This window comes from Aliirhizobium wenxiniae, from assembly GCF_019511445.1.
GTDB classification, from domain to species: Bacteria; Pseudomonadota; Alphaproteobacteria; order Rhizobiales; family Rhizobiaceae; genus Neorhizobium; species Neorhizobium wenxiniae_A.
Genome location: NZ_JAEUAN010000017.1, coordinates 1 through 26,238, shown reverse-complemented (window position 1 = coordinate 26,238; position 26,238 = coordinate 1). Strand labels below are relative to the sequence as shown.

Genomic DNA, 26,238 nt, shown 5'->3' with positions numbered 1-26,238 from the left:
AGGGGCAAAGCCGGACGCTCCGCCCCTTCCCCAGCATTACATGGCCGGAAGAATGGCGATGTCGCGGACTTCATTTTCAACGCCTGAAATCGGGCCGACTTCGGTTGCCGCGCCGGTTTCCAGGTTGACCGTGTAGAGCATCTTGTTTGCGGCGAGATAGGCGGTGTTCTTGCCGCCCTCTTCACCCTGGATATCGAAGGCGTAGGTCGCCGGCATTTCCTTGATGCCGAGCTTGCCGATCGCCTTCAGCGTGCCGTCGTTCGGCTTGGTCTGCTGGATCAGCGCACCGATCGTGGCATCGATATTGTACATGGCCGTCTTTTCCGGCTTGCCGATGGAATTTGTATAGGCGGCCGCGACGATGTTGGGGGTCTCACCCTTGTGCATGTCGCCCTCTTCAAAGGCCAGAACGCCATCGACCGTGACGGCGCCCGTATCCGGGTGGACACGGTGATTGGTGGTGCCGGTCATGAAGCGCAGACGGTCGGCCATCGGGTTGAAATCCACCACGACCGGGGCTTCCGTCATGGTCAGCATCTTGTCCATCTTGGCGACTTCGGTGGCTGCACCGGTTTCGAGATTGATGGAGACGATTGCGTGATCGGGCGTGACGCCGATCACGGTCTTGGTGCCGGGACGGAAATCGATGCCGACCAGCTTGTCGACGCCGGTCACTTCCATCGTCTTCGTCACCTCAGGTTTTGCGGTGTCGAACATGACGAGCGTCTTGTCGCCGGTGAGGCCGAGGACCGGGGCGGCGAAGGCTGCGGCGGCAGAGGCAACGAGCATTGTGGATGCGACGAGTGCGGTGCGAGCGATTTTCATGTGTCTACTCCCATGGTGTTTCCAGCATTATCGGGAGCGACAGGGCGCACGGCCTCAAGCACTCCCGATGTGTAGACACATGGCAGGGCGCCTTTGGATGCAGCCGGCTAAAATATTTATTTGCCTCGCATCCATTTCCGCATCCGGCGTGTCTTCCATATGCAGTCTCAGGATGGCTGCGGGAAACCTGAAACACTGGACGAGCGCATGTCCGCCGCTAAAACTGCAGAGATGGAATATTCGCAACTGCGCGAGTATTCGGGGAGAGAGGACAGCCTGACCTTGGTGACAGACCAATCGACGGATTTCGAGGCGGCGCTTGCCGCCTGCGCCAAGGGCGACCGCAGTGGGTTGCGTGACATATTCGATGCGGAGGCCGGCAGGCTGGTGGCGGTGGCGCAGCGGATCCTCAAGCGACGGGAACTCGCCGAGGAAGTGGTGCAGGAAGCCTTCATCCGCATCTGGACACATGCGCATCAATACAGGCCGGAACGCGGATCGGCGCGCGGCTGGATCTATGCGATCGTACGCAACCGTGCGCTGAACATGCTGCGGGACGGCAGCCGCGAAGACCTTGTTGCGGAAGATCGGCTGGAGACGATGCAGGACGGCGAACAGCTGGAACAGATCATGGCGGCCTGGCATCGGCTCGACCATAACAGCCGGCTGAAAGAGTGCCTGGGCCGTCTCGACGAGGCCAGACGGCGCGGCATATTGATGGCCTATGTCGGCGGTTATACCCATGGCGAAATCGCCGGGCGATTACGGCTTCCGCTCGGCACGGCAAAATCCTGGATCAGGCGCGGGCTTCTGACATTGCGGGAGTGCATGGCATGAAGCTGAGCGCCGACAATCTTTCGCATATTGCTGATGAATATGTACTTGGCCTTCTCAGCGAAGCAGAGGCAGCCGAGGTGGAAAACGAGATCGAGCGCAATTCTGCACTGGCCAATGCGGTGGCGGAAGCGCGCGAACGGTTTCTGCCGCTCGACACCAATATCGACCCGGCTGCGGTTTCACCGGACCTGTGGGACTCCATTGCAACGCGGCTACCGGAACAGGCGACGGCGGCAGAACCATCAATCGCCTCGGTTTCTCCGAGAGTTCCGATGGCCGGGAATGACAATGCCCGCACCGGCTGGCGGGCGACGGCGATTTCGGCGGTTGCCGCCTCGCTGATGCTTGCCGTGGGGCTGGTGTGGAGCATGGCGCGGGTGGCCGAGCCGCTGGTGGTGGCCGTGCTTCTCAACGAGGCTGGCGAAGTGCAGGCCGTGGTCGAGGATTTCGGCAATGACACGGCCAGCATCCGGCTGCTGACCGATTTCAATGTGCCTGCGGACAGGACAATGCAGGTGTGGACCCTTCCCTCCCGCGAGATGGGGCCGATGTCGCTCGGCCTGCTGGAGGATGCGCATTCGGCGCGGCTAAGCGGATCGACATTGCCGAAGCCACAGGATGCGCAGCTTTACGAAATCACGCTGGAACAGGCAGGCGGATCTCCGACAGGGCGACCAACCGGGCCAATCCTCGCCAAGGGATTTGCAAAACTGGCGCGTTGACGGCAGTCCGGCAATGGGTGCAACCCCTGCCTTGGGATAATTGCATGGACGCGATGCTCGACTATTCTCTGCCACGTCTAAAGCGTGGTCGGGGAGGAGTGCGTGGACGAGATCGTGCAACCGGTATCGCGCCCGATCGGGATTGCGACAAGCCTGATCTGCCGCGATGGCGTGCAACTGCACGGCCATATCTGGCCTGCCCGAAAGCAGCCGATCGGGCGTGTGATCATCAACCCGGCCACCGGCGTGCTTGCCCGTTATTATCACTATTATGCGGATTTCCTCGCCGGCGAAGGGTTCGAGGTGCTGACCTACGATTATCGCGGCATCGGCCTGTCACGACCGGAAACTCTGCCCGGCTGCGGGTATCGCTGGCGGGATTGGGGCGAGCAGGATTTCGATGCGGCGCTGCGGTTCCTGGACGCGCAAGAGCCGGAACTTCCGTTGATGGTGGTGGGGCACAGTATCGGCGGCTATTTGCCGGGGCTTTCTGCAGAGGCACACCGGATCGACCGGATGCTGACGATGGGCGCGCAATATGCCTGGTGGGGAGATTATGTGGCAGGGCATCGATCGAGGTTGTTCTGGCGCTGGCATGTGGTGATGCCGGTTCTGACCGCGATCTACGGCTATTTTCCCGGCAAGAAACTGGGCTGGCTGGAAGATCTGCCGGCAGGTGTTGCCAATGAATGGAGTTTTCGCGGGCCGTGGATGGAGCGGACGCATCCCAAGCATGAGCGCGAGGCTGTGCTTGCGCGTTTTGCCGCCGTCACGGCGCCGATCCTTGCCGTTTCCGTCACTGACGACGACATCGGCTCGGCTGCGGCGGTGCGGCGCACACTTGCCTATTACCGCAACGCCGGGCGGATCGAGGCCAGCCTGTCACCAGCACATTACGGGCTTGATGCAATCGGGCATTTCAGCCTGTTTCATTCCCGCCATGAAGGTGGCTTCTGGCAAGACACGCTGTGCTGGCTGAAGCATGGCGTAAACCCTTGGTGCAAAACGGCGAATGCCGATCGGGGAAGCATTTCTCTTTGAGACAGGTCAATGTGCGACAATGCGCCCGTGCGAAGATGATCTCGACCAGGGAGGTCACCCAAGAGAGGTCAATAAAATGTTCAAACATATCCTCATTCCCACCGATGGTTCGCCGCTATCGACCCAGGCGCTGGAAAAGGCGCTCGACTTCGCACGCGAAAGCAATGCGAAGGTGACGGTGCTGGCGGTGATCGAGCCGCTTCAGGTCTTCACCGTCTATCCCGTCGGCATGGATATCGCCTATGCCGAGTACGAACAGCGCGCGAACGAGCAGGCGGACGGTATTCTGGCCGATGCGAAAGCGGCGGCCGAGCGGCGTGAGCTTGCCTGCGAGGCACTGAAAGTCCAGAGCGTCGACCCGGCCGGCTGCATCGTCAAGACGGCCGAAAAGCAGGGCTGCGACGCGATCGTCATGGCTTCGCATGGTCGCTCGGGCTTCAAGGCTTTCATGCTTGGCAGTGTGACGATCAAGGTGCTGGCCGGATCAAAACTGCCGGTGCTGGTTTATCGCTGACAGGGCTTGATCAGCCGGGCGTTTTCGCTGCAGATGCCCGGCATGAGCGAAGACCTGAATATCTTGAGAGACATCGGCTGGCGTCTGTGGGATCCGATCGGCCTCAGCGGGCCGGACGGTCCGCCACCGGAAGCCATGGACGAATATGACAGCTATCTTCTTGAAGCGGTTGGGATGCTTCGAAACGGCAGATCGCTGCAGGACGTGATCGCCATGCTTGTAGACATCGAAAGCGAACACATGGCGCTTGGTATGTCGCCTGACTCGGAAGAGCGGGCCACGCAGACGGCTCTGGAGCTGCGGCAGACGCTCCTCACCCCATGAGACTGCCGTAACGCACCGAATAGATGCGATCGCGGCCGAGCAGATGGGCGACCAGGGTTTCCTGTCGGAACAGGCCCTGGATTGCCTTGTGACGCAGGTCGAGGCCTCCGGTCAGGACGCCGAAGGCCGGCATCAAGAGACGGTGGCCATCACTGGCGAAACATGGACGACGGACTGATTTTTCGCGACGGCGGACTGTTGCTGCCGGGTGGAGGTGACCGGCGATCTCGCCCATCGATTTCTGATGAGCTAAGATGAGGCTCGGCTCGTGGCGAAACACGAGACCGCCATGCGCGAGTTCGTCGGTCGAGATGCCCGGAAGATTCGTCGTGCCATCCGGATCATGGTTGCCGTTGATCCAGATCCAGTCGCGGCCGCGTGCCATGTCGGCGATCATTTTCCTCAGGTCTTCCGGCAGGAACTCCGAGCCACGGCGATCATGGAAATTGTCGCCGAGCGAGATAACTAACTTTGGCTCGTAGCGGGTGATGACAGTTTTGAGGATGTTGAGAGTGGCAAGCGTGTCATAGGGCGGCAGCAGCATGCCGCGGCGGGCAAAGGCCGCGCCCTTTTCCAGATGCAGGTCGGAGACGATGATGGTCTGCGTTTCCGGCAGGTAGAGGGCTCCAAGCGGATCGCAGACGGCGGCGGTGCCGTGGACGAGGATTTCCTCGGCTCCGGTTGCTTGTCCTGCGATTATGGTGCGGGGATTGAGCCCCAGGCGGTGCATCACGGTTGGTTCGTCTTTCTGTATCATTCCTCATTCCTGTGCTTGTCACAGGAATCCAGCAACCGCGCGTCTGCGCGGTTAGAGAGTCTTTTCAGCCCAAGGACTTGGGCTGGCTGGATCCCTGTGACAAGCACAGGGATGAGGGAGTTCCATATTGCCGCCCCTGCCCCGTATCGTCGTCCTACAACCCGGCCTCCGCAATCAATTCATCGGCCGCCTCCTGCAGCACGGCATCCTGCGCTTCGCCCGGCACCGGTTCCTTGCCGATTTCCAGCATGATCGGCACTGCCAGCGGCGAGACACGATCAAGTGGGCGGTGGGTGATGTGGCCTCGGATCCGTTTCAGCATATCGCCAAGCCGGCCGATATCCAGAAGCCCGGTCGCGGCATCGCGTCTGGTCGCTTCGAGAAGGATATGGTCCGGCTCGTGCGAGCGCAGGACATCATAGACAAGATCGGTCGAGACGGTGACCTGGCGGCCGGTCTTTTCCTTGCCCGGATGACGGCGTTCGATCAAACCGGAAATCACGGCGCAATTGCGGAAGGTGCGCTTGAGCATGTAGCTTTCATCGAGCCAGGCCTCGAGATCATCGCCCAGCATGTCCTCATCGAAGAGATCGGAGAGGTTCAGGGCGCCATCGGCGATCATTGCGCCGATATCGTTCAGGCCCCAGATGGCGAGCGAATAATCGGTGGCGACGAAGCCGAGCGGGCGGGCGCCGAGGCGTTCGAGACGGCGGGTCAGCAGCATGCCGAGCGTCTGGTGCGCGAGACGGCCTTCAAAGCAGTAGGCGATCAGGAAGAAGCGTTTGCCGCGCGGAAAAGTCTCGATCAGGAGTTCGTCCTGTTTGGGCAGCATGGAGCGTTCGAGCTGGATGTTAAGCCAGTCGCGGACCTGATCGGGCAGGTTTGCGCGGCGTTCGGGTTCGGCGAGCATGGCGCGGACCTGGTCGGCCAGATAGGTGGTGAGCGGAAACTTGCCGCCGGCATAGGCGGGAATTTTCGGATCGAGCGAGAAGGCGTTGGAGACGAGGCATTCGTTTTCGCGGATGCCTTCGAAACGCAGGACTTTTCCGGCAAACAGGAACGTGTCGCCCTGGACGAGCTGTTCCAAAAAGTATTCCTCGACCTTGCCGAGCGACATCCCTCCTCGCCCCAATGTGCCTTTGGCATTGCGCTTGACGAGGCGGACATTGAGTTCGGCGGCTTCGACGATCGTGCCGAGGTTCATGCGGTATTGCTGGGCGATCTGCGGGTTGGAGACACGCCAGCGTCCGTCCTCCTGTCTGCGGATCTTTGCGTAGCGCTCATAGGAGCGCAGGGCGTAGCCGCCGGTGGCGACGAAATCGACGATGCGTTCGAACATCTCCCAGGAGAGCCCGGCATAGGGCGAGGCGGAGGTGATTTCGTCATAAAGCTCGAGCGGATCGAAGGGTTCGGCGCAGGCCATGCCGAGCACGTGCTGGGCGAGAACATCGAGAGCCCCCTCGCCCACCGGCGGCGTATCCTGCGCGCCGAGATAATTGGCATCCAGCGCAGCCTGGCACTCCATCACCTCGAAACGGTTGGCGGGAACGAGGATGGCCTTCGACGGTTCATCCATGCGGTGATTGGCGCGGCCGATGCGCTGGGCAAGCCGTGAGGCGCCCTTCGGCGCACCGACATGGACGACGAGATCGATATCGCCCCAGTCGATACCCATGTCGAGCGTCGAGGTGGCGACGACGGCGCGGAGTTTGTTATCCGCCATCGCGGCCTCCACCTTGCGGCGCTGGCCGGCATCGAGCGAGCCATGATGCAGCGCAATCGGCAGATTGTCTTCGTTGATGGTCCAGAGCGACTGGAAGAGGAGTTCGGCCTGGAAGCGGGTGTTGACGAAGATCAGCGTGGTCTTGTGGCGCTTGATCTCCTCGTAGACCTCAGGGATCGCATAGGTGGAGACGTGGCCGGACCAGGGGATGCGCGTATCGGTGCCCAGAATGGTGATATCGGGGGCGGCACCGCCCGTCACATGCACGAGGCCTGCGGGAGGTGCCGGGGCTTCACCTTGCGGGACCAGCCAACGCTGCAGGTCCATCGGGTCGGCGACGGTGGCGGAGAGGCCGATCGTCTGCATTTTGGGCGCGTGTTTGCGAAGACGAGCAAGGCCGAGCGAGAGGAGATGGCCGCGCTTGGAAGTTACGAGCGAATGCAGCTCGTCTAGGACGACGTATTTCAGGTCCTTGAAGAAGCGCCCGGCTTCCTTGTTGGCGAGGAGAAGAGCCACCTGTTCCGGGGTGGTCAGCAGGATATCGGGCGGCTTGAGCTTCTGGCGCTGGCGCTTGGATTGCGGCGTGTCGCCGGTGCGGTTTTCAACGGTGACGGAAAGGCCCATCTCGGTGACGGGCTTCATCAGGTTGCGCTCGATATCGACGGTCAGCGCCTTGAGCGGCGAAATGTAGAGCGTGTGGATGCCGGTGAAGGCGGAACCGGGCGGGATTTTTCCGCGGGCGACGAGATCGGTGAGTGAGGGCAGGAAACCGGCGAGCGTCTTGCCGGCACCGGTCGGCGCGATCAGCAGCATGTTCTCGCCGGCCTGCGCCCGCGCCAAGAGTTCAAGCTGGTGGGCGCGGGGCTGCCAGCCCTTTTCGCCGAACCATTTGAGGAACGGCGTGGGTAATGTGGCGGCCTGATTGCCGTGGGGTTTGGTTTCGACGAGATCCACGGGATGAAAGATAAGCTTTCATCGACGGAAATGAAGAGTGGCTTTCCTTATGCGCAATTCCGGATGGAGAAAACCGCGCAACACTTTTCCTGGAACGGCTTATCGGACGATATAGCGATCGGTGCGGTGGTTGATGGCAAGCGTCAGGTTCAGCGCCACCGCCGCCAGAATAGAGCAGGCGATGACAAAGGGGCTGGCGACGAAGAAGGACAGGAAGAGCACGACGCAATCCAGCCCAAGCTGGACGAAGCCGGCGCGCCAGCCGAACCTGTCCTGCAGGTAGAGCGCCAGAATGCCGAAGCCGCCGAGCGAAGCGCGGTGGCGGAAGAGGACCAGCATGCCGCAGCCGATCAGAAGGCCGCCGAAGAGGGCTGCGGTGATCGGCTCGATGCTGTCGAAGGCGATGAGTTTGGGTAGGAGGCCCGACAGAAGCGAGGTGAGCCCGACAGCGGAAAAGGTCTTGATCGTGAAGACAAGGCCGAGTCGCTTATAGGCCAGCCAGTAGAAGGGCAGATTCAAAATAAAGAAGGCTGTGCCGAAACTGACGTCGATCGAATAGCGCAGCAGGAAACCGAGGCCAGCCGTGCCGCCGATCATCAGGTGAGCGGCGGAAAGCATGATAACGCCGAGTGCGGCCAGCATGGAACCGGCAACGACGCCCTGGATATCCTCGACGATCGAATGCTTTTCCGTGGACGAAGCCCAGAAACCGATCGGGCTTTTCTTATCCGCCGCATCCGCCATGTCAGCGCACCGCGATATACCGGTCGGACCGGTGGTTGATGGTGAGAAGCAGATTGAGCACAACCGCACTCAGCAGCGACCAGAGGACAGTCATCGGGCTGACGACGAAGAAGGCGGCGGCCATGACGCAGAGATCGAAACCGAGCTGGACGAGACCTGCCGGGATCTTGAAACGATCCTGGATATAGATCGCAAGAATGCCGATGCCGCCGAGCGAGGCGCGGTGGCGATAGAGGCCGAGCAGACCGAAGCCGATCAGGATGCCGCCAAGAAGCGCTGCCCAGAACGGATCGAGATGCTGGATGACGATAAACTTTCGCTCCAGCTCGGTGATGAAGGAGACCATCAAGATGGCGACGAAGGTCTTGAAGGAAAAGCCTATGCCAAGGCGTTTGAACGACAGATAGTAGAAAGGCAGGTTGACGACGAAGAACAGGACGCCGAAGGGGATGTCGAAGGCGTAGTGAAGCAGGAAGGCGACGCCGGCGGTGCCGCTGGTCAAAAAACCGGCCTGACTGAGGAAATAGAGGCCTAGGGCTGCGACCATGGCGCTGATGAACATGCCCTGCGCATCTTCCAGCTTGGTGTGTCGGGCCGGATCGAGGCTGTAAAAGCCCAGCCGTCGCTTCTGCGCGCTCTGTTCGTCAGCCAAATTGTTCCCCTTGGTCCGTTGCGGGTTTTCGCGCCGTTTTTCAGCGATTGTGCATTGCGATAGCGGCTTCATCAAGCCTCTTCAACAGCGCGTGAAGGCCCCAAACAAAATCGCAAGAAAACGCCGGTTCAGGCGGTTTTACGCGACAGAAACAAGATGCCTTTCACCGGTTTTCCGGCATCCATGCGAATGGTGGTGCGCTCGATTTCCAGAAGCTCGAAATGGTGATGGGCAAGAAGCAGCCGAATATGGGCTTCCGAATGGGCATAACGGAGGCTATCGCGCAGGACGAAGCCCTCCTCTTCGCCGGCATCTTCCACCGAGAAGGCGAACAGCCCCTGGGGCGCCAGAAGATCGTCCACAAGCGGGAAGACGGTTTCCAGCGAACCGAGATACATCAGCACATCAGCGGCCGAGACGAGGTCGGCGCGATATTTTGGGAGATCGGGGGCGAACAGGCCGCTTTCTTCCGCTGGCAGGCTGAGGTCGGACTGGCCGAGATGTTGGTAGAGGCCCTTCTCGTCCGCCTTGGCGAGCATGTTGGTGGAGAGGTCAAAACCCTCCAGACGTCGTGTATGCTCCCTTATCTCCGCGCCGAAAAGGCCTGTGCCGCAGCCGAGGTCGACAGTCAGGGCAAAAGGCGCATGGGGAGATACGAGTGCGGCCAGCTTTCCGGGGACGGAGTAATCGAGCTTCTCGACCAGCGCCGTATCGAAGCGTTCGGCATAATCGTCAAACAGGCTTTCGACATACCGGCTCGGCGGCTGGTCCGGAATTTCCTCCGCACCGATGACGGCCAGTCTCAGCGTCGCACCGAAGACGTCTTCGGGTTCGAGTTCCAGTGCGCGGCGATAGGCATCCTCCGCCGTCTCGAGTTCCGCCTTCTCGCGATATTCGCCGAGGCGAAACCAGCCTGCGGCCCAGCCGGGCGCGAGTTCGAGCGCCTGCTCCATGAGCTCGGCAGCTGCTGCGAAGTCGCGGCCTTCCGCCAGCATGCGAGCATAATCGGCACGGCGGTCGGCGATCACGTCGCCGGAAGAGAACTGGCTCATCGATATTGTCCTGAAATCTCGTCGCTCATCGCCGAAGCCACAAAAAAACTCAAGTTCTATTTGAGAGGCGAACGTCAATGCCTATCTGACAGTTGCAGGCGGCGCTTACCGCAGCTATGGCATTTTGAAGCAACGGAGACGGTCAAGAATGGCGGATGGTGTGAACAGGTTTCTCGGCGACTCGATCGGCCGGACGATCGTCAAGCTGATCGTGGTCTGCCTGATCGTCGGTTTCGTGCTCGCCTTTTTCGGCTATACGCCGAACAATATCATCGGCAGCCTGCGCTACCATTTCTACGATATCCTGCATAACGGCTTCGATGCGCTGGGCGATATCGGCAATTACCTGCTTCTCGGTGCGATCGTGGTCATCCCGGTCTTCGTGGTTCTTCGCCTGATAAGCTATCGTCGCTGATATGACCGAGTTTTCCATTCCTTCGCGACGGGGTTTTCTCGTCCTCTCAGGCGTCAGCCTGTTCCTCGCCGGCTGTTCGACGACTGCCGTCATGACGCCAACGCCGGGTTCTGAGGACGATACGGTCGCAGCGCTGCCGATGGTCAACACGCTGCGCGCGTCCAAAGGTCTTTCGGCGCTGACGCTCGATACGTCGGCGCGCAAGGCGGCGGGCATTCAGGCGATCAGGATGGCGAAGGCGCAGGAGATGAAGCACCTGATCGGCTTCGGCGACGATTTCGGCGCACGGATGAAAAAGAGCGATGTGGCGCTGCCGGCTGCGGAGAACATTGCGGCCGGCCAGAAATCGGTGGAGGCCGCCGTGCAGGCCTGGATCGACAGCCCGAGGCATCTGGAGAACATGCTCGGCAACTATCGCGGTCTCGGCGTCGCCATGGCGCCGGCCAAAGACGGCAGGCCCTATTGGGCCATGGTCCTTTCCGGCTGATTAAATCGGCTGCGTGGCCCAGTGATCGACGCGGGTATCGCGCAGGTCGCGGATCGACGCCACGCCATCGCGGTCCAGAAGCTTTGACAAGCCGCGGTTGATATCGCCCGGAAGGGCCGGCCCCTCATAGACCATGCAGGAATAGACCTGCACGAGATCAGCACCGGCGCGGATCTTTTCCAGTGCGTTTTCGGCGCTTCCCACACCACCCACACCGATGATCGGCAGATCAGGGCCGACGCGCTTGCGCATGCGGGCAAGCACCGCAGTCGACTTGGCGAATAACGGAGCACCGGACATGCCGCCGGCCTGTTTTGCCTGAACCTGATCCTTCAGGCCTTCGCGCGACAGGGTCGTGTTGGAGACAATCAGGCCATCCAGATCATGGACCAGCGCTTCGGCGGCGACATCATCGAGGCCTTCTTCGGTCAGGTCCGGCGCGATTTTCAGGAAAACCGGCAGGCGCTTGCCGGCCCGGTCGGCCTCTTCATTGCGGGTGGCAAGCACGACGGACAGAAGAGCGGCAAGGCTTTCACGCGCCTGCAGATCGCGTAGGCCAGGCGTGTTGGGCGAGGAAATGTTGACGGTAAAATAGGTTGCGACGGAATAGAACTTGCGGATGCCGAGGACGTAATCGGCGATGCGATCGGCGCTGTCCTTGTTGGCTCCGATATTGACGCCAATAATCCCTTTGGCAATGCCCTTCGCGTTGCCGCGGGCATTAAGGCGGGCAAACACGGCTTCATGACCCTGATTGTTGAAACCGAAGCGGTTGATGACGGCGCGATCCTCGACCAGACGGAAGAGGCGCGGCTTGTCGTTGCCAGCCTGGGGTTTCGGCGTCAGCGTGCCGACCTCGACATGGCCGAAGCCGAGCTTCAGCAATGTATCCGGCACTTCGGCATTCTTGTCGTATCCCGCCGCAAGGCCGACCGGGTTTTCGAAGCGGATGCCGGCGATCGTCTGCGCCAGGCGCGGATCGGGCCTTGGCGGACAGACCGGCGAGATGCCGGTTTTCAGCGCGGTGATCGACAGATTATGGGCGATTTCGGGATCAAAGACGAAGAGGCTGCGGGAGGCAATCCCCGCGAGACGGCCGATCATGGCATTTTCTCCGGAAAGGCATGCTGGCCATCAACACCGATCAGGAGTGGCATCTCCCAGATCACGGCCGAAAGCGGCAGGTTGGCATAAAGATGAGGGAAGAGATCGCCGCCACGCGACGGCTCGAATTTCAGGTCTTCGCCGAGCGGACGCGGATCGACCGCGACCAACATCAGCCCGGTCACGCCGGCGAAATGCAATCTTGCGGTCTCGCGGGCCTGGGGACCGGTGGAGAAATGGATGTAACCATCGCGGTGATCGATCTCGGCCCCTTCAAAGACCCCCTTCGCCCTGGCTTGACGCCAGATGGTTTCGGGCACGATCTTGTAAACGGTATCCGTCATCACACATCTCCAGTGAGATTTCGAGTTTGTGAGAACTGTGGGGCCTGCGAACCGTTAATGCCGATAAGCGGCGTTGCGGATCGTTTGCCGCAAAGGCGATCAAATGTCCATCACTATCGGAGGAGACAAAATGCGCAATTTTGCAATCGTCATTGCCGCCGCGTCTCTTGCCAGCGGCTTTCTCGTTGCGGAGGGAGCAAAAGCGCAGCAGAGGTTTCAGCTGGAGCGGACGGATCAGGGCATTGTGCGGCTGGATACCGAGACCGGGGCAATCACCACCTGCACCCAGGAAAACAACGAACTGACCTGCCGAATGGCGCCGGACGAGCGCGCGGCCTACGAAACGGAACTCGACCTTCTGGAAAACGGGTGACTGCGCTGGAAGAACGCCTGAGCCAGACACCGCCTGGACGGCTACCGAGCGATGCGGAAGTCGACCGTTCACTGTCGATCATGGAGCGCTTCATGCGGACTTTCATGGGTATCGTGCGCGAGTTTACCGGTGAACCCAATCCGGCACCGCAGCCGGACCGAACCTGAGGCAGGCACCGCAAAACATGCCCGGCCCCAAGCCGCTCTGTCGCATAAACGATACAAGTCACGGAACATTCCGCTCGCTCAAGATGTGGGCCGAGCGAACGACACCCTTGTTTCACACCGCCAACGGCGTTACAAATTGACGCAGGCCTTGAGGAGGGCCCGGGATTTGCGTCCCAGCACCACTATGCCTTTGGGAGGAGGCGTGGGAATGCAGACACTCAAAATCATTATCGCAGACGATCATCCGCTGTTTCGCGGCGCGCTGGTCCAGACGCTTCAGACCATGGCGACCGATGTCGCCATCATCGAGTGTGGCGAGTTTTCCGCCGCACTCAAGGCCGCTGACGAGCATCCCGATGCCGACCTGATGCTGCTCGACCTCGCCATGCCGGGGGTCAGCGGGTTTTCGGGGTTGATGACGCTCAGGGCGCAGTTTGCGGCGCTTCCGGTCGTCATCGTCTCGGCGACCGACGACAGTGGCACCGTGCGCCGGTCCCTCGAACTCGGCGCTTCGGGCTTCATCCCGAAATCATCCGGGCTCGACGACATCCGCAACGCCGTCAAAACCGTGCTCGACGGCGACGTCTTCGTGCCCGGCAACGATAGCGGCAAGGCGGAGGACGATCCGGTACTGGTCGAGATCCTCGACCGGCTGAAGACGCTGACGCCGCAGCAGAACCGGGTGCTGACCATGCTCGCCGAGGGGCTTCTCAACAAGCAGATCGCCTATGAGCTCGGTGTATCCGAAGCCACCATCAAGGCGCATGTCTCGGCAATCCTTCTGAAGCTCAATGTCGACAGCCGGACGCAGGCGGTCATCAAGCTCGGAAAGATCAACATGGCCATGGTGGCGTAGGCCTTTCGAGAGGATTTTATTCCTTTACGCGCTCTTGACCTTCGGCTAAAATCATCTGAGCCGGGGATATTTTTTCCGGCCTTGGCGCCAAGGCTCAAAAGCCCAGGCGCATTACCTCTGATCGAAGGTTTCCTATCGTCCCGTTGCTGCGGGGTGCGGATTGGAACCGGGCAAAGACCGGGGCACGGGCGACGATGCTGTCACATGACGCCATATGGAACGCGATCGACAGGCTTGCCGAACGTCACCAGTTGACGCCTTCCGGGCTTGCGAGACGGGCAGGACTGGATCCGACCTCGTTCAACCGCTCCAAGCGGCTGGGACCTGACGGGCGGCTGCGCTGGCCCTCGACGGAATCGATCTCTAAAGTGCTCGAAGCGACGGGCGCGACGATCGATCAGTTCATGAGCTATCTGCCGGCCACAAGCGGCAACCAGATTCCCGACGGCAATTTTCCGCCGCAGGCCAGCAATATTCCGCTGCTTGGCTTTGCCCAGGCGGGTGCGGGCGGTTTTTTCGACGATGGCGGTTTTCCTGCCGGTCAGGGCTGGGACGTGGTCGAATTTCCCGCCGATCCATCACGCAAGGCGGGCGTCTATGCGCTTGAAGTGCAGGGTGAATCGATGATGCCGCTCTATCGCGACGGCGACGTTTTGATCGTCGAGCCGGGGGCGCAGGTGAGACGCGGTGACCGCATCGTGCTAAAAACCCGCGAGGGCGAAGTGATGGCCAAGGTTCTGGCACGCCAGAGCCCGAAAAGCGTCGAGGTGATGTCGCTCAATCCGGAACATCCCAACCGGGCTTTCGACCTTGCCGATGTGGAGTGGATGGCCCGGATCATCTGGGCGAGCCAATAAGCTTCACGTCCTGGCGTAACGATCGCAGGAACAAATTCCCAAGTAATCAGTAGAGCCCGTTTGGAAAGTAGCGGAGGTAGAGATCCTGCAGCCTGCCGTTACGCGACAATTCGGCAAGCGCCTGATCGAAGGCTGCGACCAGGATCGGATCGGTGCGGCGGACCATGATCGACAGGCCCTCGCCTAGAAATTTTTCCGAAAGATAGGGGCCATCGAAAAGCGTGCAGCATTTTTGCGAGGCTTCGCTTGCGACCCAGAAGGGCAATCTGAGGCCATCGGAAAACACCGCATCGACCTTTTTGTCCTTTAGAGCCGTCGTCATCTCGGCATCGGTTTCGAACGGGACTGCGGTAATTCTGGGGAAAAATGCCTTCAGCATCGCCTCATGCGCGGTTTCCTTGATCACGCCGACCTTGCGGCCGGCAAGGGCTGCGGCGGTATCTCCCGGGATGTCGACAGAGCGGTTTTTCGCAAAGCGCGCCGGAATGCCGATATAGGGGCGCGTGAACAGGAAACGCTCCCGCTTCTCGGGGCTGACCGCGATGCCCGCCATGACCGCTTCACCGCCATTGGCCTCGAGCGTCTTTTCCAGCTCATCGAAGGGAAGCGCCTGGATCTGGCATTTGGCCTCCAGCTTCAGCTCGGCGCAGATTTCCCGCGCCAGATCGACATTGAAACCCGAAATGCGGCCGGTCTGATCGGTGAAGTTGAAGGGTGGAAAATCGACCGTCGTGAGAATACGCAGGCGCACGATCGTCGAAAGATCGGGACGAGCCAGACGCTCGCGGGCATCGAACATCAGCGGCAGGCTGTCTCCTTCATCCGCGGCAACCGCCTTTCCAGGTGCTGCAAATGCAGCCGTCATCATCATCAAGGCCGCAAAGAGATCGCGCGCCCCCCGCCAAACTGGGGATGTAATCATCCGGTGCCTCATTATGATCATCTGCGGGACAGGCGGGGCGCCCCTATCGGTTCGCTCCTTGGGGACGGTGTAACAGAACCATGCGCATCGGGGAATATCCGCCGCAGGGATCGGCGATTTGTGACGATGAGCCTGCCAATGGCGGGCAAGGCCAGAACCTGCCGGACCACCGGCTCGGCAGCGGAGAGCCATGGGATGGTGCCGACCCGGATTTTCCGGAGGCAGAGGCCAAGGCGCTTGCCGCGCTCGGATTTTCGAAGCCGCTGATCGCGCGGATGCGCGAACGGGCACTCTGTCATGGCACATCGATCGAGGCGGAGTTGCTGCGTTCCGGCGACGTGCGCGAGGAGGCCTATTACGGCGCGATCGCCCGGCTTTTACGGCTGCCTTTCATCGACACGATCGACGCCTGTCTCGTGCAGGACGCAATGACGCTGGACATCCAGCTTACAAGGCCGACCATGGTACGGCTTGTTCATCGCAACCGGGCGCCGGAAACGGTGATCGCGCCGGAAGCGGGGCGATTGGCGGAACTTGCAGCTGCGCTCGCAACCCTGCCGCCGCTTGGCCGCGACCTTGCAATCGCTACGCCCGGCGCGATCGCCAAGGCGGTGTGGGCAAGCGGAGCTGAACGCCGCAGCCGGGACGTGGTGCACGGACTTTTCGAGCGGCAGCCTGCCTTTTCCGCAAGAACCGTGCTGACGGGAAGCCAGGGCGTCTTTTTCGGTGCGCTTGTCAGCGCCATGATCGCGGCATTTCTGGCGGCGCCGATCGACACGCTTGTCTTCCTGCACGTTACTTTGTCGCTCACCTATCTCGCATCGCTGATGCTGCGGCTGACGGCGCTCGTCGTGAAAATCCACCGGCCGGTAGTCGCCGAACCACAGGCCCCGCAGTGCGCGCCGTTGCCGCGTTATACGGTGATGGTGGCGCTTTACAGGGAAGCGCCGGTCGTTCAAGAACTGATTGCCAGCCTCGACCGGCTGGACTGGCCGAAAAGCAGGATCGACATAAAACTCGTCTGCGAGGCGGACGATGTGGAGACCATTGCTGCAATTTCAGCGCTCGCACCCGGCCCGCATTACGAGATCATCGCCGTGCCGCCAATCGGGCCGCGGACGAAACCGAAGGCGCTGACCTATGCACTTGCCTCGGCACGCGGAGAATTCTTGGCGATCTATGACGCTGAGGACAGGCCGCATCCGCAGCAATTGCGCGAGGCACATGCGAGATTTCGACGGGAACCGGCCGAGCTTGCCTGCCTGCAGGCGCCGCTGATCATCGCGAACATGCGGCAGTCCTCCGTCAGCGCGCTGTTCTCGCTCGAATATTCCGCCCTGTTTCGCGGTCTTCTGCCTATGCTTGCCGAAAGACGGCTGCCTCTGCCGCTCGGGGGAACATCCAATCATTTCAAGACCGCCATTCTGAAAGAGGTGGGCGGCTGGGACCCGTTCAACGTGACGGAGGATGCGGATATGGGGCTCCGGCTGCACCGGCTTGGCTATCGATCTGGCGTGCTGACGCGCCAGACGCTGGAGGATGCACCGGTCAGTATCCCCGTGTGGATGGCACAGCGGGCGCGCTGGTACAAAGGCTGGCTGCAGACGTGGCTGGTGCTGATGCGTGACCCGACCCGGCTTTTGCGAGAGATCGGGCTTGCCTCCTTCGTGACATTCCAGTTGCTGGTCGGAGGCATGCTGATCTCGGCACTGCTTCACCCGCTGATCTTCGTCTTCCTCTGGATGGGCTTATCGGCGATGCTGGACGCGCCGAAAGACGATCTGCCGCTCGGCGTCGTCTCGCTGTTCGTCGTGGATTTCGTCAATATCCTCGGAAGCTACCTGATCTTCCTCGGATTGGGGGTCGGCTCGATGATCGACCATGAAAAACGGCTTATCGGCTGGCGATGGGTATTGGTGCCCTTCTATTGGCTAATGATCTCGGCTGCAGCCTGGCGAGCCGCGATCGAACTCAAGACCAAGCCGTTCCACTGGAACAAGACCCCGCATGTACCCACGTCAAAAAGCTGAGATGCGCGAAGTCGGGGGGCCGTGAAAGCCTTGCATGAAGGAAAGTTGCTGGAGCGGGTGAAGGGAATCCACCTATCTCCCTATGACACTGATAAATATTGATAAATTTTTCCGACGTAAAAAAATACCGAGATCGATACCGTATTATCATGACTTCAGGACGATGTTAGAGCCCTGAACGCCAACGATCTCGCCACCGCATGTGATATCAAATAGTATCGTGTTCATGGCTTACGACAGAACTTTCTTTTACGAGAATACGTGGACGAGATTCAGGCCACGACGAAACTTAAAGCTCCTACTCACCGATAGTAAGGACTTATTTTACCGTCAAAAGCAGATCTCGTTTTGTGCTGTATCAGCATGGTTGGTTAGGGGAGGCGCGACCGGGGTAATTCAGCACGCTATCTGCATTGGCATCACGTCTGCTCTCGTAGCCGCCGAAAGGAAAGCCGCTGCAGTCGCTCAAACCTCTGCGAAATCATCACAAACATTGAGCACCTTGCAGCTTGCGGCCGCATCCCCATTTTTAGACAGCATGGCGGCGAATATGGCTGTGCCGGTAATCACAGGGGCTGAGTTTTTTGAGTGCGCTTACTGGCCCATAGGTGGACTGGCGACCCTTGCACGATCCCACTCAACCGCCGAACACGGCAGAGAACTCTCGAGAAAAAAGACGCTGTCCAACAGCTTGGAAATGATGAGAAGTCTCCACGTCGCGCATGAGAGACTGCTCGAGAGCGACAGGTCTGAACTCAGCCTAGGCAAAGCTGCCTATGTCGTTCAATCCGTTTTGAAGCGCGGTCAGGGAGTTGCCGCAGACCAACTTGAGAGACATTGGCAATTCTACAAGAATCGGATTGCATTGTTGTACGCCGCGAACAGTTTGAAAATTGACGATGACAGAACTTTACTCGAGGAGATGGAGAGATATTACCCAAGACTGGAATTGTGCGAAGAGCACCTACTAACTTGGTTAGGAATGGCTTCGTTCGCGTTAGCCGTACTTGATCGATGCCCTGTTAACTGGGATGATTTCTCGAACCCAGTATCGCTGTCTTCGCTCAATGGTCGTCGGATACCAAGCGGAGTAACTCCTGTCCCATTTTCTCCTGAGCACGACTACTCTACATCACAAGTCGAGCAAATAATCGAGACTTTCCAGAAGAAGAAACGCGGCCGCCCTCGTAAGCGGAATTCATAATTCGGCACATTCGTCTCCCCACCAATTTTATTGAGCTAATTGTCAATCTACGTCTCTCCTTGTCAAACGAAAGGAGTGACGACGCCGATGAAGGCATTTCCGAAGGAAGGTCTGGTTCGACTGAGCCAAGTCCTCGGACCTGATGGTCCAATCCCGGTAAGTAAGAGTGCGTGGCATTTGGGGGTCAAGGCGGGAGTATATCCGCAACCGATCCGCCTTGGACCGCGAACGACTTGCTATGATGCGCGCGCTATCAGAGCTCTTTACGAGCCTGAACAGAAGTAAACGACTGCAGTAAAGGGGTGACGCTGCCTCGTAAACGACGGCGTCACCCGATTTCCCAACCCCTCATCGCAGCCGCAACCGCCGGAGCCATCGCTTCTCCGAGTGTGAAACTGCGTCCAATTTAATGGAGAAAACCGTGAGTGAAAAACCTCGCCTGATCCTACCCGACGCTTACAAAAAAATCGTGCCGATCCTCGATATGGCTTTGAAATTCTTGCTTATGGGCATCGCTATCGTTCCACTGAAGCCTCGCTCGAAGCAGCCCTATCCCGGCTACAGTTCGCGCAAATTCATCACAGAAGAAAGCGAGCTCCGTGCGTTCTTTAACCAGAACCCTGACGCAAATTATGGTTTAGTAACCGGACCTCCATCGAAGCTGGTAGTCCTGGACGTGGACGGCAAGGTAGGCATAGAGTCGTTAAAGCGCCTTAGACTGGAAGTGTCGGGTTTTCCGATGATGCCAACCGTCAAAACCGCTGATGGCTACCACCGCTACTTTCGAGATGAAGACGGCTTTTTCCGTAATTCGGCAAGCAAGCTAGGGCCCGGTCTGGATATCCGCGGGGACGGTGGTTATGCCGTCGGGCCAGAGAGCATACACCCAAGTGGCCAACGCTATATTTTCTTCAAGGGGCGCACCATGGAGGCAGTTGCCTTGCCGCCTTCTACTTGGTTGAGAGATGCCTTTGTTACACGTACGGCTAGAGTAGAACAGGCCGTCAGCCTTACACCTTCCGAGATATCGGTGGTTGAAGGCGGCCGCAACGATGCGCTTACGCAATATTTGGGCCTTCACGTCCGCAATGGCATGAAAGAGGGCGAACTCCTTCTTTTGGCAAATGCTGAGAACGGCAAATACCATCCGCCTCTCGACACTCAGGAGGTTATCAGGATCGTCCAGAGCGTCATGCGCTATTCGCCTGTTGACAGGGACGCTGATCCAGGGGAGGCATACGCATCACTGGTGCTCGAGACAGAATTTGCGGGCGGCAAACATTTGCTTCATGCAGCAAACGGCTCCTTCTGGCAATTCGATGGCAAGAAATGGTGCATTCTACCGCCTGCTGTCCTGAAGCAAAAAATCTACGAGGTATACAAAAGAAGCAACGACCGTGCCCGTGTGCCGACAGTGTCGCTGCTGAAGCAGGTGTTAGAACTCTTGGTGGCGATGACTACCGTTGCAGGTGACCCGCTACGTTTCAATAGCCCTCCACTATCGGCACTCAATCTTCGTAACGGTGAGTTATGGCTCAACTCTGATGGCACGGTGGAACTGAAGCCTCATCAGGCGGCGTCTTACCTTCGGCACTATCTCGATATCGATTACGATCCGAAGGCGACCTCGCCGTTGTTCGACAAAACCCTCGAGGAGATGTTTCCGGCTGAGACCGCCGACGTGATTTCTTACCTTCACGAGGTGTTTGCCTACGTCCTGCAGCCAAGACGCCCAATCGCCCTGGTCATGATATGGAAAGGTTTCGGCAGCAACGGCAAGTCAGCCCTGGCTGGGCTCCTCGCGCATATGCTCGGCACCGAGGCCGTAGCGTCGATGAGCGTCAAGAACCTTGGCCACAACCAATTCTCCATGAATGCACTGTTCGGTCGTCTTCTTTTTCTTGATGATGACGTGCCCACGGGTACCCGACTGCCTGACGGTGAATTAAAGAAGATCAGCGAAGAAAAGCTCCTGTCAGCAGAGAAAAAATTTGGCGACCCGTACAACTTCCTGAACCGCGCGTTTCCACTGCTACTCTGCAACAATCCGCCCACCATCATCGACCTGAGCGAGGGGATGCGCCGCCGTCTTCAGGTCGTGCCGTTCACTGTCCATTTTGATGAGGGCCAACAGGACCGAACGTTGTTCGAGCGGATCAAGCAGACGGAGCTTTCTGGCGTGCTGAACCACGCCATCTCAGGCTACGGTCGTTTGATCCGTGCTGGTTGGCGGCTGAGCAAACCGATTGCGGTGAAGCGCGCGACCGAGCGCTTCTTGATGGACGCAAATCCCATTCCTGCCTTCCTTCAAGAGACTACGAAGGCTGGTGGCAGCGTTTTGGTCGCCGATCTGTATAGCCGGTATGAGACCTGGTGCCGTCAGCAGGGCATCACCATGGCGCAGCAACGCCAGAGCTTCCAGCGTAACGTCGAGTCGTGCGGCCATAAGGCCGTTAAGCGCAACAAGGGCATGGTCTTCCTCGGCCTATCCGTCTCGCTCTAGCGCCAGCCACTAGGCGGCGGTGGTGGTGTCAAAAGTGACGATGAATTTCGGTAATTACGAGTTGGGTATGGGGTTTATTGATCACCCTTTGAACCTTGCCTTCACTACCGTCACCACCACCGACCTGACGACAGCAACTGTCGGAATTGGCACGCCGGACTGATCGAACGACCTCACTAGCTGGGCTGGCATGTACATGCCATCACGCCGGTTTCACCTCATCGACAGAAAGTCCAAAAGGATCAAGGAAGTGAACACATCACAACTGGTCATGCAGTTCATCGATAACCATCAGCGTCATGCGAATCGTATGAGGTTTGCGCCAGACCACGTCCATCCAGGCGACGCTGCGACAGATCTCGAGTGGTATCGGCGTACAGCCGTTGCCGCCTCCGGGCCGGACCCCACTCAGCTCCTCCAGCGCCTGCCGTTCGTCCTGAAGGCTTCGGAGGCACAGCCGCCTGAGGAGCAGGTATACCGGGTCTTCATCTCTGCTGATGTGCTCGTCGCGGAACCGTTCGACAACTTCGACGACGAAACTGACCTTGTAGCTATCGCTGGAGCTGTCCGCCGAAGGCTTCCGAAGGCGCATATCGCTGGTAGCTTCAGGCCGTACAGATTTCTCAATTCAGGCGGTATGTTCCTTATCAAGGCGGATTTCCTGATCTGGGGCTGCGGCAGGAAAGAGCTGGAAGCCCTCGAGCTGAAGCTGGCACGAGAGTACGAGCGGGTGGTGGGAAACGTGCCGGTCATGCGCTTTCAGAAGGTGAACCCAGAGGATTTCATCGAAACATTGTTCGAAACATTCAGTGTCCCGGACCGCCAGCTCAACACCGAACATGAATACTCAACGTGCTATCCGATAGCCTTGGATTTCTGCGCGGAGATGGAGTTGAAGGAAATCCTGAAAAAGTGGAGTTTCGAGCAACTTCTCTTCGTCGAGGGTGAAGGCGAACGGATGATATCAAGCTAACCGCGAGTTCAGCACTGCGTCCAAACACAACCTAAGATATTGACATAGAACGATATTTTGCATACAACAACATCGTTCGACCGGTCAATCAAAGGCTGATGCTGGGCTGTCGGTCAGCTGAACGACTATCGTTTTGAATCGCTTAGGGCGCCCTCGTGGCGCTCTTTTTTGTTTAAGGATGCAACATGAACCTCACCTCGTACCCTTCACCTACGAAGCCTGGCATTTCGCTACCTTCGCTTTCCATCCTCGGGCAACCGCCACTACCCGCTTCAGACGCCGTCAAGGTTTCCGAGCTTGTTGCCGAGTCTGGCACCCGTGCGCCAGCTTTCATCATGGTAGGGCTTGATGACAAGGGAAAACCTCACGCGTCATGGTTCGCCGCAGACCATGCAGACGCCGCCGCCGCCGCCGCCGAGCTCATGGGCATGGCCCTCGTAGAGGTCGCCGACGACCTTGCCGCGATCGCCGTAACGTTGCCACAGGGCAAATTGTTCGAAAGCGGCAAGGCGTTCGTACCGTTCGTGAAGCGCTCGACATACGACGTGTTGGCGGCCCACCTGAGCGACGACTACCTGACAGCCGCCGCCCAACGTGTTCACGACGCAGCTGGCGCCAGCGCAGACTACGCGGAAGCCAGCAAGGGCGAAGCGCCGCCGCGTAAGCTATTCGATTGGCGCAAGATAGCGGTTGGCGACGTCGTGTTGGCTTCGGACGGCCCCTCTGAAGGCTGGTACGAGTGCAAGGTGATCAAGGTGCAGGCCGACAGTCACTATTTGCTGCAATGGCGCGACTGGCCGGAAGTTGAATCCTTTACGCGCTACGTCACCGACATCGGCCTTCTGCACCCTGAGCTCGCGACAGAGGCGCCGGAATGATGCCGGCGGCCACTCATCGCCCCGCCGGACCGGGCGCCAGCGGCGTCACCGGCAACCCGCCGGAGGCTAATCAAACTGCCGCCGCTCGTCACGTTCGTGCCCTCAATGACACGTTACGCCGGAACTTCGTCGGCGGGCGTATCGTCATCACGGCGGGTGTCCAAGCGCTGGATGAGGCCGACCGCGCTGAGCTATTGCGGCGAGTGCAGGCCTACCAAGAGTTCGATACCGATAACGACCCCTTTGGTGAGCACGACTTCGGTCGTGTCGATGTCGGCGGCGCAAGCTACTACTGGAAGATCGACTACTATGACGCCGATCTCGTCCATGGCTCGCCGGACCCCGCCGATGAAACACTAACCCGCCGGGTCATCACCGTCATGCGCGATGATGAGTATTGATCATGCTCGCCGTGAAGCCCAACTCACCTCCAAGGCTGCGATACTCTCGCAGCCTTTTTTTATTTCGAGCTTGGCTTTCGGCCCGACCGCAAGGGTGGCGGTTTCCCAGAACCAGTTTCGAACTCTTGGAAAAGCGCACTTACCGGCACCTTCAAGGCCGCCGCGATTGCCTCCAAAACGCTGATGGTCATGTTCTCCTCGCCGCGCTCGATACGACCGACATACGAGCGGTCGATATCCGCCTCGTGGGCGACCCTTTCCTGCGAGAGCCCGAGTTCCACTCGAAGCTTACGAACGTTCCAGCCGATGAGTTTGCGTGCATCCATGATGACGCGAAAAGGCCATATAGAGCGCTTGACAATCGACGGACTGTCAGTCCCATATTCCACAACTTGCAGTGAATCGACGTGTAAACCGCTCGCATCGGCCCACGGGAATTTTAGGAACAATTTATGAACGCCTATTTCGATGGAATGCGCCGCTATTTCAGCTTCAGCGGCAGATCGACCAGATCGCAGTATTGGCTCTTCTCTCTCACCGTCGTCGTACTCGGCATCATCGCCGTGGTGCTCGACGCCGCCGTCCTTGGCTCACCCAAACCGGCGGCGTTCACGGCGCTTGTCTACGTTGCCCATTTGATCCCCAGCCTAGCCGTCACTGTTCGCCGCCTGCATGACGCCGACAAATCAGGCTGGCTGGTGCTGCTCTTGCTCGTGCCGTTGGTGAACTTGGTTTGCTACGTCGTGTTCGGCTGCCTCGCTTCCACGCCCGATGCAAACCGGTTCGGCGCGCCGGTCGGCGTCAAAGGCTCACAGCAGGCCACAGGTGCACCGGTAATGCGAGACGCCACTTCGGGTGCATCAACGGTCGAGCAACTCGAAAAGCTCGCGTCACTGCGCGCCGCAGGGGCGATTGATGCTGCCGAATATGACCGGCTCAAGGCCGATGCTATCAAGTGTGCCCGTCAATGAAGACCGCCACAGGCATTATCGCCATCATGCTCGGCCTGTTGGTTCTGCTTCAATCCTGCGCCATCGGCGCAGGCTCAAGCTTGCTCGGAGATCAGGCAACCGCTGACGCCGGTGCCTTTGGCATCACAGCCGGTTTCTTCCTGTTTGTCGGCGGGGCCTTTTCGTTCGGCCTGCCAATGATCGGCGGGATGGTGTTGCTTGTGGCCGCGCTGGTCGCCTTCACCGGCGTCGATCAATTTCCCGACCTTCAGGTCTGGGCCGTACTCGCACTGGTGCTTGCAGCTATGTCCCTGTTCGCGTGGCGCTCGGATCGAAAAAGACGGCAAGCCTCATCGGCGGCTAACATCGAAGCTGGTCAGCGGGAGGCAGGGCAATGAGAGTGGTTGCCAATTACGAGAGAAGCATCAACCGGCTTATGGGGATAGCACTCGGCGCGATACTAGCGTCGGCGTCTATGGCCGTGCCAGCGACCGCACAGGGCGACCCCAAGCTGACGAACGAGCAGCGCTGGAAGATCCTCGATTGCTACACCGACATGACTTGGGACTCTTCGGCCTGCCGCAAGGCGGGGGTCACAAAGCGCGGCGAATTCTTTTACGGTCCGCTCGGCACGAATGATCAACAAGATCCGGCGTACAACCCCGAACTGGATGAGCTTTTAGTAGATTGCCGCGTCGTCAAGAATGCGTACTGCGGCAACGAAGAAAGCGGTCCTTTTGAGCCTGCCGGGCAGGCACGACATTCCGACGCACCTGCCGAAAACGGATGGCGGTTTCATTCCAACAGTGTGGAGGGCGGCACTTTGTGCACCGTCGGCATTCGAAGCGGAGAGGTCGTCGTCGGTTTCACTGCCGTAGATACCAGCGAATACCGAGGCTTTGCCGTCGGGCTTATCAAAAAATCGAAACGCGCAGCGTGGCGTGTCGATGACAACCTGCCGTACGCTGTCGATGGCGACATAGGAGGCGGCGGGGCTTGGCTGACCCAGCCGTTACGGGCCGGGTTTTTGTCCGATGTCGCCGCTGGCGGAAAGTTGGCAGTCACCAGTGCCGATGGAGAGCGGATTGTGCTGAGCCTCAATAACGCGGCCGATGCAATTGAAAGCTTCAATGTTTGTCGCACCGGTGGCCAGCCCGATGTCAGCGGAAGACAGCGGTCCACGGGCGCACCAACTGCTACGGATATGCCGCAGCAGGCGGGCAGCAGGCATTACGCCTGTGCATTTCGTGCCCGCGATGTGGATGGGGCCAACGTACCACGCGGCATGATGAGCGACCGGGCCTATATGCGCAGCTTCGAGGTTACCCGCGTCGCCATCACCTTTAACGCCGATAACAAGCAGTTTTTCATTGGTGACCGCGCGGTAGAGGGCGCGGAGGTATCACCGCCAAGCCGTAGCTTCGCAGAAGGATCTGCGGCAATGACCTATAGCGATTTCGCCACGGCGATTGGTCTTGCGTCGTCAGCGGCGATGGCCCGAGTGGAGTTGCCCCATAAAAACCGGACAGGATCAGTTTTCTGTTTGACGGTTTAAGAACTCGCGCGGTGAGCGATATCCCAAAGCTTTGTGCGGGTGAAGCATGTTGTAATGCTCGAACCACAATGGCA

General features: G+C 59.3%; 32 protein-coding genes. 21 read left to right on the top strand and 11 right to left on the bottom strand.

Annotated elements, in window-relative coordinates:
- Positions 1-36 precede the first annotated feature (36 nt).
- Entirely contained in the window at positions 37-825 is a 789-nt protein-coding gene (locus tag JNB91_RS19950) for a DUF4394 domain-containing protein (protein ID WP_220327231.1), read from the bottom strand.
- Positions 826-1,032: 207 nt separating this feature from the next.
- Here JNB91_RS19950 and JNB91_RS19945 point away from each other — a divergent pair, with 207 nt between their 5' ends.
- The 5 genes from JNB91_RS19945 (at position 1,033) to JNB91_RS19925 (ending at position 4,263) form a co-directional block, all read left to right on the top strand.
- A complete protein-coding gene (locus JNB91_RS19945) occupies positions 1,033-1,662 on the top strand; it encodes a sigma-70 family RNA polymerase sigma factor (RefSeq protein ID WP_223218288.1) in 630 nt (209 codons plus the stop codon).
- Complete coding sequence (locus tag JNB91_RS19940) at positions 1,659-2,384, top strand: anti-sigma factor (protein ID WP_220327230.1); 726 nt, start codon at positions 1,659-1,661, stop codon at positions 2,382-2,384. Before JNB91_RS19945 ends, JNB91_RS19940 begins: the two co-directional genes overlap by 4 nt.
- A 102-nt stretch (positions 2,385-2,486) precedes the next feature.
- Positions 2,487-3,425 (top strand): alpha/beta hydrolase family protein, encoded by a 939-nt coding sequence (locus JNB91_RS19935; RefSeq protein ID WP_346269372.1) that lies wholly within the window; start codon positions 2,487-2,489, stop codon positions 3,423-3,425.
- A gap of 76 nt (positions 3,426-3,501) precedes the next feature.
- On the top strand, positions 3,502-3,939 hold the full coding sequence (locus tag JNB91_RS19930) for a universal stress protein (protein ID WP_220327228.1): 438 nt from the start codon (positions 3,502-3,504) through the stop codon (positions 3,937-3,939).
- A 42-nt stretch (positions 3,940-3,981) separates the two neighbouring features.
- Positions 3,982-4,263 (top strand): hypothetical protein, encoded by a 282-nt coding sequence (locus tag JNB91_RS19925; RefSeq protein WP_220327227.1) that lies wholly within the window; start codon positions 3,982-3,984, stop codon positions 4,261-4,263.
- On the opposite strand, the gene pdeM is transcribed toward JNB91_RS19925, so the two are convergent.
- From pdeM to JNB91_RS19900, 5 genes are all read right to left on the bottom strand, one after another.
- Positions 4,253-4,993: a ligase-associated DNA damage response endonuclease PdeM gene (gene pdeM / locus JNB91_RS19920; RefSeq protein WP_220327339.1), complete on the bottom strand. Its 741-nt coding sequence runs from the start codon at positions 4,991-4,993 to the stop codon at positions 4,253-4,255. The genes JNB91_RS19925 and pdeM overlap by 11 nt on opposite strands.
- Before the next feature lie 181 nt (positions 4,994-5,174).
- Positions 5,175-7,697 (bottom strand): ligase-associated DNA damage response DEXH box helicase, encoded by a 2,523-nt coding sequence (locus JNB91_RS19915; RefSeq protein ID WP_220327226.1) that lies wholly within the window; start codon positions 7,695-7,697, stop codon positions 5,175-5,177.
- A gap of 99 nt (positions 7,698-7,796) precedes the next feature.
- Positions 7,797-8,441, bottom strand: coding sequence for a YitT family protein (locus JNB91_RS19910; protein WP_220327225.1), 645 nt, complete (start codon positions 8,439-8,441; stop codon positions 7,797-7,799).
- A 1-nt stretch (position 8,442) separates the two neighbouring features.
- The gene (locus JNB91_RS19905; protein ID WP_183993127.1) at positions 8,443-9,003 is read right to left on the bottom strand and encodes a YitT family protein; all 561 of its coding nucleotides are present in this window, start codon (positions 9,001-9,003) and stop codon (positions 8,443-8,445) included.
- Between the two features lie 218 nt (positions 9,004-9,221).
- Positions 9,222-10,151, bottom strand: a complete 930-nt coding sequence (locus JNB91_RS19900) for a class I SAM-dependent DNA methyltransferase (RefSeq protein ID WP_220327338.1) — start codon at positions 10,149-10,151, stop codon at positions 9,222-9,224.
- 142 nt (positions 10,152-10,293) lie between these two features.
- On the opposite strand from JNB91_RS19900, the gene JNB91_RS19895 reads away from it, so the two are divergent.
- Together JNB91_RS19895 and JNB91_RS19890 are read left to right on the top strand one after the other, a co-directional pair.
- Positions 10,294-10,560 (top strand): DUF6460 domain-containing protein, encoded by a 267-nt coding sequence (locus JNB91_RS19895; protein WP_220327223.1) that lies wholly within the window; start codon positions 10,294-10,296, stop codon positions 10,558-10,560.
- 1 nt (position 10,561) lies between these two features.
- Positions 10,562-11,047 carry a CAP domain-containing protein gene (locus tag JNB91_RS19890; protein ID WP_220327222.1) on the top strand — a complete coding sequence of 162 codons (486 nt, stop codon included), beginning with the start codon at positions 10,562-10,564 and terminating at the stop codon, positions 11,045-11,047.
- On the opposite strand, the gene JNB91_RS19885 is transcribed toward JNB91_RS19890, so the two are convergent.
- The gene (locus tag JNB91_RS19885; protein ID WP_220327221.1) at positions 11,048-12,151 is read right to left on the bottom strand and encodes a quinone-dependent dihydroorotate dehydrogenase; all 1,104 of its coding nucleotides are present in this window, start codon (positions 12,149-12,151) and stop codon (positions 11,048-11,050) included.
- Positions 12,148-12,495: a DUF952 domain-containing protein gene (locus JNB91_RS19880; protein WP_220327220.1), complete on the bottom strand. Its 348-nt coding sequence runs from the start codon at positions 12,493-12,495 to the stop codon at positions 12,148-12,150. The genes JNB91_RS19885 and JNB91_RS19880 overlap by 4 nt, the downstream gene beginning before the upstream one ends.
- A 130-nt stretch (positions 12,496-12,625) precedes the next feature.
- On the opposite strand from JNB91_RS19880, the gene JNB91_RS31715 reads away from it, so the two are divergent.
- From JNB91_RS31715 to JNB91_RS19865, 4 genes are all read left to right on the top strand, one after another.
- Complete coding sequence (locus JNB91_RS31715) at positions 12,626-12,868, top strand: hypothetical protein (RefSeq protein WP_430736328.1); 243 nt, start codon at positions 12,626-12,628, stop codon at positions 12,866-12,868.
- Positions 12,865-13,035 carry a hypothetical protein gene (locus JNB91_RS31710; RefSeq protein ID WP_430736327.1) on the top strand — a complete coding sequence of 57 codons (171 nt, stop codon included), beginning with the start codon at positions 12,865-12,867 and terminating at the stop codon, positions 13,033-13,035. Before JNB91_RS31715 ends, JNB91_RS31710 begins: the two co-directional genes overlap by 4 nt.
- A 208-nt stretch (positions 13,036-13,243) precedes the next feature.
- Complete coding sequence (locus JNB91_RS19870; RefSeq protein ID WP_220327219.1) at positions 13,244-13,891, top strand: response regulator transcription factor; 648 nt, start codon at positions 13,244-13,246, stop codon at positions 13,889-13,891.
- Positions 13,892-14,085: 194 nt separating this feature from the next.
- Positions 14,086-14,748: a S24 family peptidase gene (locus JNB91_RS19865; protein WP_220327218.1), complete on the top strand. Its 663-nt coding sequence runs from the start codon at positions 14,086-14,088 to the stop codon at positions 14,746-14,748.
- 46 nt (positions 14,749-14,794) lie between these two features.
- On the opposite strand, the gene JNB91_RS19860 is transcribed toward JNB91_RS19865, so the two are convergent.
- Entirely contained in the window at positions 14,795-15,670 is an 876-nt protein-coding gene (locus JNB91_RS19860; RefSeq protein WP_220327217.1) for a transporter substrate-binding domain-containing protein, read from the bottom strand.
- Positions 15,671-15,750: 80 nt separating this feature from the next.
- Between JNB91_RS19860 and JNB91_RS19855 the strand changes: the two genes are divergently transcribed.
- The 7 genes from JNB91_RS19855 (at position 15,751) to JNB91_RS19830 (ending at position 23,659) form a co-directional block, all read left to right on the top strand.
- Positions 15,751-17,700, top strand: coding sequence for a glycosyltransferase family 2 protein (locus JNB91_RS19855; protein WP_220327216.1), 1,950 nt, complete (start codon positions 15,751-15,753; stop codon positions 17,698-17,700).
- Between the two features lie 493 nt (positions 17,701-18,193).
- A complete protein-coding gene (locus tag JNB91_RS19850; RefSeq protein WP_220327215.1) occupies positions 18,194-18,904 on the top strand; it encodes a hypothetical protein in 711 nt (236 codons plus the stop codon).
- A gap of 421 nt (positions 18,905-19,325) precedes the next feature.
- Complete coding sequence (locus tag JNB91_RS19845; RefSeq protein WP_220327214.1) at positions 19,326-21,407, top strand: phage/plasmid primase, P4 family; 2,082 nt, start codon at positions 19,326-19,328, stop codon at positions 21,405-21,407.
- A gap of 34 nt (positions 21,408-21,441) precedes the next feature.
- Positions 21,442-21,570, top strand: a complete 129-nt coding sequence (locus JNB91_RS31210; protein ID WP_262928018.1) for a hypothetical protein — start codon at positions 21,442-21,444, stop codon at positions 21,568-21,570.
- 27 nt (positions 21,571-21,597) lie between these two features.
- Positions 21,598-22,380, top strand: coding sequence for a hypothetical protein (locus JNB91_RS19840; protein ID WP_220327213.1), 783 nt, complete (start codon positions 21,598-21,600; stop codon positions 22,378-22,380).
- 185 nt (positions 22,381-22,565) lie between these two features.
- A complete protein-coding gene (locus JNB91_RS19835; RefSeq protein ID WP_220327212.1) occupies positions 22,566-23,258 on the top strand; it encodes a hypothetical protein in 693 nt (230 codons plus the stop codon).
- Positions 23,258-23,659, top strand: a complete 402-nt coding sequence (locus JNB91_RS19830; RefSeq protein ID WP_220327211.1) for a DUF3768 domain-containing protein — start codon at positions 23,258-23,260, stop codon at positions 23,657-23,659. Before JNB91_RS19835 ends, JNB91_RS19830 begins: the two co-directional genes overlap by 1 nt.
- Positions 23,660-23,718: 59 nt before the next feature.
- On the opposite strand, the gene JNB91_RS19825 is transcribed toward JNB91_RS19830, so the two are convergent.
- A complete protein-coding gene (locus JNB91_RS19825; RefSeq protein ID WP_430736326.1) occupies positions 23,719-24,108 on the bottom strand; it encodes a helix-turn-helix domain-containing protein in 390 nt (129 codons plus the stop codon).
- Between the two features lie 3 nt (positions 24,109-24,111).
- Here JNB91_RS19825 and JNB91_RS19820 point away from each other — a divergent pair, with 3 nt between their 5' ends.
- The 3 genes from JNB91_RS19820 to JNB91_RS19810 are packed head-to-tail and all read left to right on the top strand — an operon-like array spanning position 24,112 to position 26,164.
- Positions 24,112-24,630, top strand: a complete 519-nt coding sequence (locus JNB91_RS19820; protein WP_220327210.1) for a DUF805 domain-containing protein — start codon at positions 24,112-24,114, stop codon at positions 24,628-24,630.
- Complete coding sequence (locus JNB91_RS19815; protein WP_220327209.1) at positions 24,627-25,007, top strand: hypothetical protein; 381 nt, start codon at positions 24,627-24,629, stop codon at positions 25,005-25,007. Before JNB91_RS19820 ends, JNB91_RS19815 begins: the two co-directional genes overlap by 4 nt.
- Entirely contained in the window at positions 25,004-26,164 is a 1,161-nt protein-coding gene (locus JNB91_RS19810) for a hypothetical protein (protein WP_220327208.1), read from the top strand. Before JNB91_RS19815 ends, JNB91_RS19810 begins: the two co-directional genes overlap by 4 nt.
- Here JNB91_RS19810 and JNB91_RS31705 read toward each other — a convergent pair.
- Positions 26,141-26,238: integrase core domain-containing protein (locus JNB91_RS31705; protein ID WP_220326603.1), on the bottom strand; the 98-nt coding region annotated here is incomplete at its 5' end. The two genes, JNB91_RS19810 and JNB91_RS31705, sit on opposite strands and share 24 nt — an antisense overlap.